The organism is Pseudomonas fluorescens (assembly GCF_018614655.1).
Taxonomy (GTDB): Bacteria; Pseudomonadota; Gammaproteobacteria; order Pseudomonadales; family Pseudomonadaceae; genus Aquipseudomonas; species Aquipseudomonas fluorescens_BX.
Genome location: NZ_JAGGOG010000014.1, coordinates 273,539 through 286,659, shown reverse-complemented (window position 1 = coordinate 286,659; position 13,121 = coordinate 273,539). Strand labels below are relative to the sequence as shown.

Annotated in this window: 15 protein-coding genes; 3 read left to right on the top strand and 12 right to left on the bottom strand. The window is 61.0% G+C overall.

The window, feature by feature from the left end:
* Nucleotides 1-11: 11 nt before the first annotated feature.
* On the top strand, nucleotides 12-614 hold the full coding sequence (gene recR, locus J7E41_RS15255; protein ID WP_214994038.1) for a recombination mediator RecR: 603 nt from the start codon (nucleotides 12-14) through the stop codon (nucleotides 612-614).
* A gap of 314 nt (nucleotides 615-928) precedes the next feature.
* On the top strand, nucleotides 929-2,077 hold the full coding sequence (locus tag J7E41_RS15250) for an acyl-CoA dehydrogenase family protein (RefSeq protein ID WP_214994037.1): 1,149 nt from the start codon (nucleotides 929-931) through the stop codon (nucleotides 2,075-2,077).
* 6 nt (nucleotides 2,078-2,083) lie between these two features.
* Here J7E41_RS15250 and J7E41_RS15245 read toward each other — a convergent pair whose 3' ends face one another.
* Both J7E41_RS15245 and fnr read right to left on the bottom strand, forming a co-directional pair.
* Nucleotides 2,084-2,632: an adenine phosphoribosyltransferase gene (locus J7E41_RS15245; protein ID WP_214994035.1), complete on the bottom strand. Its 549-nt coding sequence runs from the start codon at nucleotides 2,630-2,632 to the stop codon at nucleotides 2,084-2,086.
* Nucleotides 2,633-2,705: 73 nt separating this feature from the next.
* The gene (gene fnr, locus J7E41_RS15240; RefSeq protein WP_214994034.1) at nucleotides 2,706-3,440 is read right to left on the bottom strand and encodes a fumarate/nitrate reduction transcriptional regulator Fnr; all 735 of its coding nucleotides are present in this window, start codon (nucleotides 3,438-3,440) and stop codon (nucleotides 2,706-2,708) included.
* A gap of 155 nt (nucleotides 3,441-3,595) precedes the next feature.
* Here fnr and J7E41_RS15235 point away from each other — a divergent pair, with 155 nt between their 5' ends.
* Nucleotides 3,596-4,060, top strand: a complete 465-nt coding sequence (locus tag J7E41_RS15235) for a hypothetical protein (protein ID WP_214994033.1) — start codon at nucleotides 3,596-3,598, stop codon at nucleotides 4,058-4,060.
* A 7-nt stretch (nucleotides 4,061-4,067) separates the two neighbouring features.
* On the opposite strand, the gene hemN is transcribed toward J7E41_RS15235, so the two are convergent.
* From hemN to J7E41_RS15185, 10 genes are all read right to left on the bottom strand, one after another.
* A complete protein-coding gene (gene hemN, locus J7E41_RS15230) occupies nucleotides 4,068-5,450 on the bottom strand; it encodes an oxygen-independent coproporphyrinogen III oxidase (protein ID WP_214994032.1) in 1,383 nt (460 codons plus the stop codon).
* Between the two features lie 103 nt (nucleotides 5,451-5,553).
* Nucleotides 5,554-6,237, bottom strand: a complete 684-nt coding sequence (locus tag J7E41_RS15225) for a sulfite exporter TauE/SafE family protein (protein ID WP_214994031.1) — start codon at nucleotides 6,235-6,237, stop codon at nucleotides 5,554-5,556.
* The gene (gene ccoS / locus J7E41_RS15220) at nucleotides 6,230-6,448 is read right to left on the bottom strand and encodes a cbb3-type cytochrome oxidase assembly protein CcoS (RefSeq protein WP_214994030.1); all 219 of its coding nucleotides are present in this window, start codon (nucleotides 6,446-6,448) and stop codon (nucleotides 6,230-6,232) included. The genes J7E41_RS15225 and ccoS overlap by 8 nt, the downstream gene beginning before the upstream one ends.
* A gap of 22 nt (nucleotides 6,449-6,470) precedes the next feature.
* Nucleotides 6,471-8,921, bottom strand: a complete 2,451-nt coding sequence (locus J7E41_RS15215) for a heavy metal translocating P-type ATPase (protein ID WP_214994029.1) — start codon at nucleotides 8,919-8,921, stop codon at nucleotides 6,471-6,473.
* Nucleotides 8,922-8,929: 8 nt separating this feature from the next.
* Nucleotides 8,930-9,469, bottom strand: a complete 540-nt coding sequence (locus J7E41_RS15210) for a FixH family protein (protein ID WP_214994028.1) — start codon at nucleotides 9,467-9,469, stop codon at nucleotides 8,930-8,932.
* A 31-nt stretch (nucleotides 9,470-9,500) separates the two neighbouring features.
* Complete coding sequence (gene ccoG / locus J7E41_RS15205; protein WP_214994026.1) at nucleotides 9,501-10,916, bottom strand: cytochrome c oxidase accessory protein CcoG; 1,416 nt, start codon at nucleotides 10,914-10,916, stop codon at nucleotides 9,501-9,503.
* A 206-nt stretch (nucleotides 10,917-11,122) separates the two neighbouring features.
* Nucleotides 11,123-11,533, bottom strand: coding sequence for a type II toxin-antitoxin system VapC family toxin (locus J7E41_RS15200; RefSeq protein WP_214994024.1), 411 nt, complete (start codon nucleotides 11,531-11,533; stop codon nucleotides 11,123-11,125).
* A complete protein-coding gene (locus J7E41_RS15195; RefSeq protein WP_214994022.1) occupies nucleotides 11,533-11,787 on the bottom strand; it encodes a type II toxin-antitoxin system Phd/YefM family antitoxin in 255 nt (84 codons plus the stop codon). Before J7E41_RS15195 ends, J7E41_RS15200 begins: the two co-directional genes overlap by 1 nt.
* Nucleotides 11,788-11,959: 172 nt before the next feature.
* Complete coding sequence (ccoP, locus tag J7E41_RS15190; RefSeq protein ID WP_214994020.1) at nucleotides 11,960-12,937, bottom strand: cytochrome-c oxidase, cbb3-type subunit III; 978 nt, start codon at nucleotides 12,935-12,937, stop codon at nucleotides 11,960-11,962.
* Nucleotides 12,934-13,119, bottom strand: a complete 186-nt coding sequence (locus J7E41_RS15185) for a CcoQ/FixQ family Cbb3-type cytochrome c oxidase assembly chaperone (RefSeq protein ID WP_003175465.1) — start codon at nucleotides 13,117-13,119, stop codon at nucleotides 12,934-12,936. The genes ccoP and J7E41_RS15185 overlap by 4 nt, the downstream gene beginning before the upstream one ends.
* Nucleotides 13,120-13,121 lie beyond the last annotated feature (2 nt).

Genomic DNA, 13,121 nt, shown 5'->3' with positions numbered 1-13,121 from the left:
GACCTTTCCCCATGAGCTTCAGCCCCCTGATTCGTCAACTGATCGACGCCTTGCGTACCTTGCCAGGCGTGGGTCAGAAAACCGCCCAGCGTATGGCGCTGCAACTGCTGGAGCGTGATCGCAGCGGTGGTTCCCGGTTGGCCCAGGCGTTGAGCCAAGCCATGGAGGGTGTGGGCCATTGCCGATTGTGTCGCACCCTCACCGAGGAAGAACTCTGCCCGCAATGCGCTGATCCGCGCCGCGACGACACGCTGCTGTGCGTGGTTGAAGGGCCGATGGATGTGTATGCGGTGGAACAGACCGGTTATCGCGGCCGCTACTTTGTGCTCAAGGGCCATCTGTCGCCGCTGGACGGTCTGGGTCCGGAGGCCATCGGTATTCCGCAACTGGTGGCGCGGATCGAAGAGCAGGGCACGTTTACCGAAGTGATCCTGGCCACCAACCCGACGGTGGAGGGCGAGGCCACGGCGCATTACATCGCGCAGTTATTGAGCAACAAAGGCTTGATCACCTCGCGTATCGCCCATGGCGTACCGCTGGGCGGTGAGCTGGAGTTGGTCGATGGCGGCACCTTGGCGCATTCATTTGCCGGGCGTAAGCCAATCGCGCTCTAAGCCGCACTGCAGGACAGAATGTGGGAGATTCTATGGTTGAGGGGCAACCATACAAGCGGGCTTGCTCGCGAAGGCGGTTGTAGCCGCTGCCGAAGAATGAGGCTGCGATGGGCTTGGTGCGGCATTCCGACGCAGCGGCCCCAAGGCGGTCCTGCGGACACGCATCGCAGCCTCGTGCCTCGGCAGCGGCTACAACCGCCTTCGCGAGCAAGCCCGCTCCCACATTCGTTTTGTGGTGTTCACGAGTTTTTCTTTGGCTTGATAACCAAGCAAGCGCTTGGTAAGTTCGCTCCACCGTCCCGTGGAGCTTGCCGATGTCTACCTATCAGGAATACTTCGACCCCAGCCACCAATTGGTCCGCGACAGCGTGCGCCGCTTTGTCGAACGCGAGATCTTGCCGGACATCGAGCAGTGGGAAGAGGCTGAAAGCTTCCCACGCGAGCTTTACCTCAAGGCCGGTGCGGCCGGGATTCTTGGTATCGGTTACCCCGAAGCCCTGGGTGGCAGCCACGAAGGGGACCTGTTCGCCAAGGTCGCCGTCAGCGAGGAGCTGATGCGTTGCGGCTCGGGTGGTGTAGTGGCGGGGCTGGGCTCGCTGGATATCGGCCTGCCGCCCATCGTCAAATGGGCTCGGCCTGAAGTACGTGACCGTGTCGCGCCGCAGGTCTTGTCTGGCGAGAAGATCATGGCCCTGGCGGTTACGGAGCCGGGTGGCGGTTCCGATGTCGCCAGCCTGCAAACCCGTGCGGTGCGCGACGGTGATCATTATCGTGTCAGCGGCAGCAAAACCTTTATCACCAGCGGTATACGCGCCGACTTCTACACCGTGGCCGTGCGCACTGGTGGGCCGGGGTTTGGCGGTATCAGCCTGCTGTTGATGGAGAAGGACACGCCGGGCTTCACCACAGGCCAACCGCTAAAGAAAATGGGCTGGTGGGCGTCAGACACCGCTGAACTGTTCTTCGACGATTGCCGAGTACCGGTGGGTAACCTGATCGGTGTCGAGAACATGGGGTTTGCCTGCATCATGGGCAACTTCCAGAGTGAGCGCCTGGCCCTCGCGTTGATGGCCAACATGACCGCACAGCTTGCCCTGGAGGAGAGCCTGAAATGGGCCGCCCAGCGCGAAGCTTTCGGCAAGCCCATCGGCAAGTTCCAGGTGCTCAAGCATCGCTTGGCGGAAATGGCCACTGCGGTGGAAGTCTCCCGGGAGTTCACCTACCGCCAGGCCGCGAAGATGGCCGCGGGACAGAGCGTGATCAAGGAAATTTCCATGGCCAAGAACGTCGCCACCGACACCGCCGACCGTGTGACCTACGATGCCGTGCAGATCCTTGGTGGCCTGGGTTACATGCGCGGCAGCCTGGTAGAGCGGCTGTGTCGGGACAACCGGATCCTCTCCATCGGTGGCGGGACCCGGGAAGTGATGAATGAAATCATCAGTAAGCAGATGGGTTTGTAACCCGGCTTACTTGTCCGTCAGCGCAAACTGGGTCAGGCAAAACGTCGGGATTCCCATGTCTTCCAGGCGCTGGGAGCCTCTCAGCTCCGGCAGGTCGATAATCGCCGCCGCTTCGAAAATCCGCGCGCTCATGCGCTGTACCAGGTTGGCCGCTGCAATCAGGGTGCCGCCGGTGGCGATCAGGTCATCGAACATCAGCACCGAATCGCCTTCACACAGGCTGTCAGCGTGCACTTCCAGGAAAGCCTCGCCGTACTCGGTCTGGTAACCCTCGCTCAACACATCGGCCGGCAATTTGCCCTGCTTGCGGAACAGGATCAGCGGCTTGTTCAATTGATAGGCGATGATCGAACCGATCAGGAAGCCCCGGGCACCCATCGCACCAATGTGGGTGAAGTCGGCTTCGACGTAGCGGTGGACAAAGCTATCCGCCACCAGGCGCAACGCCCGCGGGGATTGAAACAGCGGCGTGATATCGCGAAAGATCACCCCAGGCTTGGGGAAGTCGATGACTGGGCGAATCAGAGATTTGATGTCGAATGAATCGAAGACCATCGTCGGGTGTCCTGGGAAGAAGGGCGGCTGGGCAGTATAACCCGCGACCGAACCTCGGTCGCGGGCGCCTGGATCAGCCTTCCAGGGAGCCGCCGGCCAGGGCGCAAAGCTGGATCGGGTCGAGGATGTGCACCTCCTTGCCCTCGGCGGCGATCAACGCGTTTTGCTGGAAGCGAGTGAACACCCGGGACACGGTTTCCACCGCCAGCCCCAGGTAGTTGCCGATTTCGTTGCGCGACATGCTCAGGCGGAACTGATTGGCCGAGAAGCCTCGGGCACGGAAGCGCGCGGAGAGGTTGACCAGGAAGGTGGCGATACGCTCGTCGGCGGTTTTCTTCGATAACAGCAGCATCATCTGCTGGTCGTCGCGAATTTCCCGGCTCATGACCCGCATCAATTGCCGACGCAATTGTGGCAATTGCAGCGCCAGTTCATCCAGGCGCTCAAAAGGGATTTCACACACCGAGGTGGTCTCCAGCGCCTGGGCCGACACCGGGTGAGTTTCAGTGTCCATGCCTGACAGACCGACCAGTTCGCTGGGCAGGTGGAAGCCGGTGATCTGCTCTTCGCCGCCATCACTCAAGCTGAAGGTTTTCAACGCACCCGAGCGCACTGCGTAGACGGAATCGAACTGGTCACCCTGGCGAAACAGAAACTCACCTTTTTTCAGCGGTCGACCACGTTTAACGATTTCGTCCAGCGCGTCCATGTCTTCCAGATTCAGCGAAAGTGGCAGGCACAGAGGGGCCAGGCTGCAATCCTTGCAGTGGGCCTGGTTATGAGCGCGCAGTTTGACTGGCTCGGACATTTCTTAAATCCTTGTGGGAAATCACACATAAGACGTAAGGGTACCGCACTGTGGGAGGGTCAGGCCAGCGTGTACAAGAAGCCGGTCGGGGTATAAAGATTGTTCAACAGCCGCCGATGAACTGGTATTGCCCCATGAGCCAGGAGGCTCAAGCCATGCTTTCCTTCAGTACCAACCTTGCAGCACACACGGTTATCCCTACAGTGCTTGAGCCGAAAAAGGTGATTGCCGAGGACGACACTTCGGTTACTCCTGTTGCTCCTGAGTCCAAGCCTGGTGTGGTCGTCACCATTTCCGGTGCGGCCATGAAAGCGGCGGCGGCGCAGAGTGCTTCCAACAATGATATCGACGATAGCGGGCTGGCCGATAACGTTAAGCAGTTGCTCAAGCTGATTCGCCAGATCAAACAACAGATTGCCGAAAAACAGGCGGAGATGGCCGCAGTAATGGCTGACAAGAACCTCAGCCCTGAAGAGGCCCAAGCCAGGCTCGGCAGTTTGCAGTCGGCCATGAGCACGTTGCAGGCGGGCTTGACGTCCGCCCAAGCGTCCTTGGCCAAGGCTATCAAGGACCTGGACCCGGGTGATGCGATCAAGGCTGCCGGCCTGGCGATGAAGTAGCCGACCTTCAGATCACCCGTGAAAATCGCTGCCTGTTCTGGTGTTCCAGGTAGGTATCGAACACCATGCACACCGAGCGCACCAGCAGGCGTCCCGCTGGCAAGACGCGGATGCCCTGGGCGTCGAGTTCGATCAGACCCTCCTTGCCCATGGCTTCCAGTTGCGGCCAGAGCGCTGCGAAATACCCACGAAAATCAATATTGAAGGCCTGTTCGATCCCCTCGAATGTCAGGTTGAAGTTGCAGATCAACTGTTGAATCACCTCCCGCCGTAAACGGTCGTCCGGGTTGCATACCAGGCCACGGCTGGTGGCCAGTTGTGCGCCGGCCAAGGCGTTCTGGTAGTGATTCAGGTCGCTGCTGTTCTGGCAGTACAGGTCGCCAATCTGGCTGATGGCCGACACCCCGAGCCCGATCAAATCGCAATGCCCGTGGGTGGTATAGCCCTGGAAGTTGCGTTGCAGCGTTGACTCTTCCTGGGCGATGGCCAGTTCGTCATCCGGCAGGGCAAAGTGGTCCATGCCGATGTAGCGGTAACCGGCGTTGGTCAGTTGCTCTATGGTGGTTTGCAGCATCAACAACTTTTCGGCCGGGGTTGGCAAATCAGCGGTGTTGATCCGCCGCTGGGGCATAAAACGTTCCGGCAAGTGGGCATAGTTGAACACCGAGAGGCGGTCGGGTTGCAGGCTGATCACTTCCTCCACCGTACGAGCGAAACTCAACGGCGTCTGCTTGGGCAAGCCGTAGATCAGGTCGATATTGATCGAGCGAAATTGCAGGGTGCGTGCCGCATCCATCACCGCGCGGGTTTCTTCAAGGCTTTGCAGACGATTGACCGCCCGTTGCACGTTGGGATCCAGGTCTTGCAGGCCGACACTCACGCGGTTGAAACCCAGTTCACGGAGCAAGCCCATGGTGGACCAATCGGCTTCCCGTGGGTCGATCTCGATGCCGTAATCGCCGGAATCGTTGTCCAGCAGGTTGAAGTGCCTGCGCAGTTGGGCCATCACCTGGCGCAGTTCGTCATGGCTGAGAAAGGTCGGGGTGCCACCGCCAAAGTGCAGTTGCTCGACTTTCTGGCTGGGGTCCAGGTGGCAGGCCACCAACTGGATTTCCTGTTCCAGGCGTTGCAGATACGCCTGAGCGCGGCCGCGGTCCTTGGTGATCACCTTGTTGCAGGCGCAGTAGTAGCAAATATTGGCGCAGAACGGCACATGCACGTACAGCGACAGAGGCCGTACGGCCTTGCGGCTTTCGCGCAGGGCGTGGAGCAGGTCGAAGGTGCCGACCTGGCTGTTGAATTGCACGGCAGTGGGGTACGAGGTGTAGCGCGGCCCCGCCAAGTCGTAGCGGTGAATCAGATCAGTATCCCAACGAATGGCGTCGAGCATGCGGGTGCTCCCCCGGATAGGCTAGTGGGCCGAGTCTAGGGGGAGTGCCGGTGGGGCATCTTGATTTGCATCAACGGGGAGCGGCGCTATGCCACAGGGCGACTCAGTGGCCCATCAGCCAGTGCTGATGGGGCCCGGGCAAGGTCCAGACACCGAACAGCACCACCAGCAAGCCACCGGCCATTCGTACGCTGCGTTTGCGCAACAGCGCGGTGACACGCTCGGCCGCGAGCCCGGTGGCCAGCAACACCGGCCAGGTGCCGAGGCCGAACGCGAGCATCAGCATTGCGCTATCCAGTGCATTACCTTGGCTGGCGGCCCAGAGCAAGGTGCTGTAAACCAGCCCGCATGGCAACCAGCCCCAGAGTGCCCCCAGCAGTAACGCCCGGGGCAGGCTGGACACCGGCAGCAAACGGTTGGCAACGGGCTGGATATGGCGCCACAGGCCACGACCGAGGCTTTCGATACGGGTCAGGCCGCTCCACCAACCGGCCAGGTACAGGCCCATGGCGATCAATAACAGTCCGGCAAGGACGCGCATGAACATCGCGGCTGGGCTGTTGGCCACCGCCCAGCCTGCCAGGCCGATCAGCAGGCCAGCGCTGGCATAGCTGAGGATTCGTCCCAGGTTGTAGGCCAGCAACAGACGAAAGCGTCGGCTGCGTTGTTCCTTGGGAATCGCCAGGGTCAGCGCGCCCATCAGCCCGCCGCACATGCCCAGGCAATGACCACCGCCCAACAAACCGAGGATGACTGCCGAGACCAGCAGTGGCACGAGTTCAAGCATGGGGTGGGTCTTTGGGTTTTGCGGGTTGATCAGGACCGTTGGCTTCGTCGATCGCCGCCAGGTGGTTCGGGTCCTGATCGTCGAACAGCACACTGTGGGCCGGGCCGTCGAGGTCGTCGTACTGGCCGCTGTCTACCGCCCAGAAGAAGATGTAAATGGCGATGGCCACGATCAACAGTGCCGCCGGAATCATCACGTAAAGAGCTGGCATCTGCACTCCATGCCCGCACGGCTCAGGCCGGCAGCGGGCGGGTTACGAGGGTGGGGCTGGCCGTGTGCGTGCTCGGCAGGCGAGTCAGGCGCAGGGCGTTGAGCACCACGGTCAACGAACTGAGGGACATGCCGATCGCGGCCCAGATGGGGGTGATCCAGCCGAGGGCGGCGAACGGCAACATCAGGCCATTGTACAGCCCGGCCCACAGCAGGTTCTCAATGATTACCCGACGGGTACGCCGCGCCAGGGTGAAGGCTTGCACCAGGGCGTCCAGGCGGTTGGACAGCAGTACGGCATCGGCGCTGGTTTTCGCCAGGTCGGTGGCCGAGCCCATGGCCACGCTGATATCGGCGGCGGCCAGTACCGGCACATCGTTGACGCCGTCGCCGAGCATCAGCACCTTGCGGCCTTCCTGATGCAGGCGTTGCAGCACTTGCAGCTTGTCATCGGGGCGCAGGCCGCCCTGGGCTTCGTCGATCCCCAGTTCCTTCGCCACGCTGGCGACCATGGGTGAGCTGTCCCCGGACAGCAGCAAGGTGCGCCAACCCCGTGCCTTGCAGGCTGCCAGCAACGCCGGGGCATCGCTGCGCAGGCGATCATCGAGGACAAACCAGGCGAGGGCGCCATGGCCGTCACCGAGCAGCAGCCATTGGCCCGCTTCGTCAGGCGAGGCGGGGATCGGGCAGCCACTCAGTTCACAGACAAAGCCCGGCTGGCCAATGCGCAGGCGTTGTTCGCCCACCCGTCCTTCCAGCCCGAGGCCAGGGGTGCTGAGCACTTCGTCTGCTGCCAGTGGTGCGCGGCCGAAGGCGCGGGCGATCGGATGTTCCGAGCGGTTTTCCAGGGCCGCGGCCAGGCCCAGGCATTGATCGCTGTCCAGCGCGCCCAGCGGCCGAATCGCGCGCAGGGCCAGGCGTCCTTCGGTGAGGGTGCCGGTCTTGTCGAAAATCACCGTATCGATCTGGTTCAGGCCTTCCAGCACATGGCCGCGGGTCAACAGCAAACCGAGTTTGTGCAGGGTGCCGGTGGCGGCGGTCAGGGCGGTCGGAGTGGCCAGGGACAGGGCGCAAGGGCAGGTGGCGACCAGCATCGCCAGCACAATCCAGAACGCGCGCGATGCATCCAATTCCCACCACACCAAGCCAATCACGGCGGCGGCAATCAGTGAGCACAGGAGGAACCATTGGGCGGCGCGGTCGGCGATTTGCGCCAGGCGCGGTTTTTCCGCCTGGGCCCGTTCCAGCAGGCGCACGATGGCAGACAGGCGCGTGTCATGACCCAAGGCCCGGACTTCCACGGTCAGCGCACCTTCGACATTGAGGGTGCCGGCAGTCACGGCATCCCCGACGTGCCGTGGTTGCGGCAGGTATTCGCCGGTCAGCAGCGACTCATCAATGCTCGATTGACCGTCAAGGATCACGCCGTCGGCCGGCAGGATGGCACCTGGGTGCACCAGCACACGGTCGCCCAGTGCCAGCTCGGTCAGCAGGATCCTTTCGCTCTGGCCGTCGGCGTGCAGGCGCAGGCACGAGGCGGGCAACAGGTTGACCAACTGTGCGGTGGCGGCGGCGGTTCGTTCCCGGGCACGACGTTCCAGATAGCGTCCGGCCAGCAGGAACAGCGCAAACATGCCCACCGCGTCGAAATACAGCTCGCCCACGCCAGTGATGGCGGTCCAGATACCGGCCAGATAGGCGCCGCCGATGGCCAGGGACACCGAGACATCCATGGTCAGGTGGCGGGTGCGCAGGTCGCGCATGGCGCCCTTGAAAAACGGTGCGCAGCTGTAGAACACAATAGGTGTGGTGAGAAACAGCGCGACCCAGCGCAAGATCGTGTGCAGCTCCGGGCTCAGGTCGATATTGAATTCTGGCCAGGTGGCCATGGTTGCCATCATTGCCTGGAACCACAACAACCCGGCGACACCTAATTGACGCAAGGCCAGGCGGTTTTCGCTGGCCAGCTGCTCGGCGGCACGGTCGGCCTGGTACGGATGGGCGGCGTAGCCGATATGGCGCAGCTCGCTGAGAACTTGGCTCAGCGGTAATTGGGCATCGGCCCAGCGCACTTGCAGGCGGTGGTTGGACAGGTTCAGTCGCGCTTCGGCCACGGCGGGCAGGCTGCGCAGGTGTTTCTCGATCAGCCATCCGCACGCGGCACAACTGATGCCTTCCATCAGCAGGGTGGCTTCGGCCAGTTCACCTTCGTGGCGTACGAAAGGTTGCTGCACGTCGGCGCGGTCGTACAGCGCCAGTTCGTCCATCAGTTGTACCGGCAGTGCCTCGGGGTTGGCCGAGGCTTCGCTGCGGTGCAGGTAATAACTTTCCAGCCCGCCGGCGACAATCGCCTCGGCCACCGCCTGGCAGCCCGGGCAGCAGAGTTCTCGGGGCTCGCCGAGGATCACGGCGATGAACCGGCTGCCGGGCGGAACGGGGAGGGCGCAGTGGTAGCAGGGCGTTGGGGTGCTCATGGTCGTGGCTAGTTTTTCAGGTCTTCAGCGCCCTGCAACGGCTCATCGCCCAGCAGCAAGTCCTTGTCGTGGCTGACCTGCTCTTCCTCAAACATACGCCAGGTCTGGTTGTCTTGTACGCCCAGCAGTTCCACGAAACGACGGCCTTCGACTTTGTCGGACAGTTGGCCGATATAACGACCCTGTTCGCTTTCACTGCGGGCCAGGACGATCTTGCGATCCTTCTCTGGCTGGGTCGGCGAAATCAGGTTCAGTTCCAGGGTGGCTGGCTGGCTGTTGCCGGTCAGGCGCAGATCGACCTCACCGGTCAGTTCGTCCAGGTGCATCGTGGCGCGCAGTTGCAGGGTCTGGGCCAGCAACTCACGGTCCAGGGAGCGGTTGATGCCTTTGCCGGCCTCATAGTAGTTGTCGTTGACCAGGTTGTCCGGGTTCTTCACCGCGATGGTCACCATGGACAAGGTCAAGGTCACCGAGCAGGCCAGGATACCAATGATGATCCAGGGCCAGAGGTGCTTGTACCAAGGGCTTGCGGCAGTTGCTGCGGGCATTGTTCTGCTCTCTTGTTAACGGACTTTTTGTTTAACGGACTTGTGGGCCGATGAATCGGCTCTTGGCGTCAATGTGGACGCTGTCGTCATCGGCATCCTTGAGGGTGAATTTCACCTCGTTGGTGCTGGATGGCAATTGTTCCGGTGCGCTCGACAACTCCACCGGCATGCTGAAGATTTCCCCGGCGCCGACCTTGATCTCGCGCTTGCCTTGCAGCTTGAGGTCCGGCAGGCCCGAAGCTTCCAACACGTAGGTATGGTCGCGCTGATCCTTGTTCATGATCTTCAGGCTGTAGACGTTTTCGATTCGCCCTTCGGCGTTCTCGCGGTACAGCACCCGGTCTTTACTGACATCAAAGCCCACCAACGAACGCATGAAGAACGCCGTCACCAACAGGCTGATCATCGCCAATAGCACCAGCGCGTAACCGATCAGGCGTGGTCGCAGCTTATGGGTTTTCTGTCCTGAGAGGTTGTGCTCGGTGGTGTAACTGATCAGCCCGCGCGGGTATTCCATCTTGTCCATGATGTTGTCGCAGGCATCAATGCAGGCGGCGCAGCCGATGCACTCGATCTGCAGGCCATCGCGGATGTCGATGCCGGTCGGGCAGACTTGCACGCACATGGTGCAGTCGATGCAATCCCCCAGGCCCTCGGCCTTGTAGTCGATGCCTTTCTTGCGCGGGCCACGGGCTTCTCCACGGCGTGGGTCGTAGGAAACGATCAGCGTGTCCTTGTCGAACATCACACTCTGGAAGCGCGCGTACGGGCACATGTAGATACACACTTGCTCGCGCAGCCAGCCGGCGTTGCCGTAGGTGGCGAGGGTGAAGAAGCCGACCCAGAAATACGACCAGCCATCGGCCTGCCCGGTGAAGAAGTCGAACACCAGTTCACGGATCGGCGAGAAGTAGCCGACAAAGGTCATGCCGGTGACAAAGCCGATGACCAACCACAGGCTGTGCTTGCTGAACTTGCGCAGGAACTTGTTGGCGCTCATCGGCGCCTTGTCCAGCTTGATGCGCTGGTTGCGGTCGCCTTCAGTGACTTTTTCGCACCACATGAAGATCCAGGTCCAGACGCTTTGCGGGCAGGTATAGCCGCACCAGATCCGCCCGGCGTACACGGTGATGAAGAACAGGCCAAACGCAGAAATAATCAGGAGGCCCGACAGCAGGATGAAGTCCTGGGGCCAGAAGGTTGCGCCAAAAATGAAGAATTTACGCTCTGGCAGGTTCCACCACACAGCCTGGTGACCGCCCCAGTTCAGCCATACGGTGCCGAAGTACAGCAGGAACAACCCGGCGCCGCCGACCATCCGCAGGTTGCGAAACAGACCGGTAAAAGCCCGAGTGTAGATTTTCTCCCGGGACGCGTAGAGATCGACGGTGTTGCTCGGATTTTTGGCAGGCGGGGTAACGTCATGTACCGGAATCTGGTTGCTCATCATTGCATCCCACGGCAGTGGAGATTGCCTCGGCCAGTACGTGCCAACCGGGGTCAAAATAGGGGTGTTGCAGTGGCGTAATGATACGCCTGTAGTGCCGGCGAACGGGTGCGACCTTTGGTCGCGTTGGGGGAAATCAATTGATGGTGTACGTGATCTGGGTCAATTGACTTGTGAAGTATGGACGGTTTTTTCCGCAGGGGAGGTCATTCGTCCCATGGGTTGATCAGTGCAACGCCGCTGGACTGAAAATCGCTGGTATTGCGGGTGACCACTGTCAGGCCATGAACCAGGGCCGTCGCGGCGATGAGGGCGTCGCTCTCGTTGGCTTGATCCGGAACATGCAAGCTAGCGCAGCGTAGTGCCACAGCGGCATCAACCGGTAAGATTCTGGCATCGAATGCTGGCATTACGTGACGCCTCAGCCAGGTGCGCAGTACCTTCCCTTGAACAGGGTCTCGGCGCTCCATCCGTAGTACCCCTGTCTCCAGTTCCTTCAAGGTAATGGCCGAAATATACATGCGGGGTGCGATGACGCTCTTGGCCCAGGCGACGACTTTGGCGTCCGCCTGGGGTTTGCGCAGTTCGGAAATGACATTGGTGTCGAGTAAGTACATCAGGAGAGGTCCACGGGTCGATGAATGATCACGGCGCGCTCGGTTTCGAACTCGATGTCTGCCGCTTCTGGCATCACCAACAGGTCAACGATGTCGGCATTGAGGCCTGTCAGGTTTTGATAGTCCTCAATGCTTAGCAGTACATGGGCTGGCTTGCCTCGATCAGTGATAAAAACCGGTCCTTGGCGGGTGGCTTTTTTGGCACCGCTTGTGTCTTGATTGAATTCGCGGCTGGAAATAGTGGTGATGGTCACGGGGTACCTCCCCTTTAATTAAGGTGAATGTAGTTACGTTACTACTTCGCTGGAGCAAGCCACAAGCTCGAAGCTACGAGCGGTCGATGTGTTCTTTGCTTGCCGCTACCTCCAAAACAAAAAAGCCCCGCCAATTTTCATTGGCGGGGCCGTTTTTGTATCGCTGTTTACCTTACTCGGCGTCAGCCGGCTTGTCCCCATGGGACAGGCTGTAAACATACGCCGCCAGCAAGTGCACCTTGTCGTTGCCTTGCAGTTGCTCTTGCGCAGGCATCTGGCCCTGACGGCCATAACGGATGGTCTGCTGCAACTGGGCGAAGCTCGAACCATAGATGAACGCGCCCGGGTGAGTCAGGTCAGGTGCGCCCATCGCTGGCGTACCTTTACCGGCCGGGCCGTGGCAGGCCACGCAGTTGGCAGCGAAGAGTTTCTCGCCGTTGGCCACGTCAGCCTTGGCGCCTTCCGGCAGTTTGCGGCCGTCGAGGTTGCTCACGACAAAGCCGGCCACGTCGGCCACACCTTGCTCGCCAATGACTTCGGCCCAGGCCGGCATCACCGCGTGGCGGCCTTTCATGATGGTTTCCTTGATGGTGGCGGGCTCCCCGCCCCAGCGCCAGTCGGCGTCGGTCAGGTTGGGGAAGCCATAGGCGCCCTTGGCGTCGGAACCGTGGCACACCGAGCAGTTGGAGGCGAACAGGCGGCCCCCCATCTTCAAGGCTTGTGGGTCTTTAGCCACTTCTTCGATCGGCATCGACGCGAACTTGGCAAAGATCGGCCCGAACTTGGCGTCCGACCTGGCCATTTCCTTTTCCCACTCGTGCACGCCGGTCCAGCCGGTCTGCCCGTTGGCAAACGGGGTTTGCTTGTCGTTATCGAGGTAGGCGTAGCCTGGCAGCAGGCCTTTCCAGTTACCCAGGCCCGGGTACAGCGCCAGGTAACCCAGGGCAAAGATGATGGTGCCGACGAACAGCATGAACCACCATTTCGGCAGCGGGTTGTCGTATTCCTCGATCCCGTCGAACGAGTGGCCAACCGTCTCGTCCGTTTGCTCGGCGCGCTGGCCCTTGCGGGTCGACAGCAGCAGCCAGGTCAGGGCGAAAATGGTACCCAGGCTGAGGACTGTGACGTACAGACTCCAGAACGTAGTCATTCTTTGTTACTCCTAGAAGCTTGCTCGACGTGCTTGATAGCTTCGGGATCATCCGCAAAGGGCAGCAAGGTCGCGTCTTCAAACTCCGACTTGCGCTTGGGGCTGAACACCCACAGCGCCAGCCCGATAAAGGCCACCATCACGACAACGGTGCCCAGGCCTCGAATCATCCCGATATCCATCC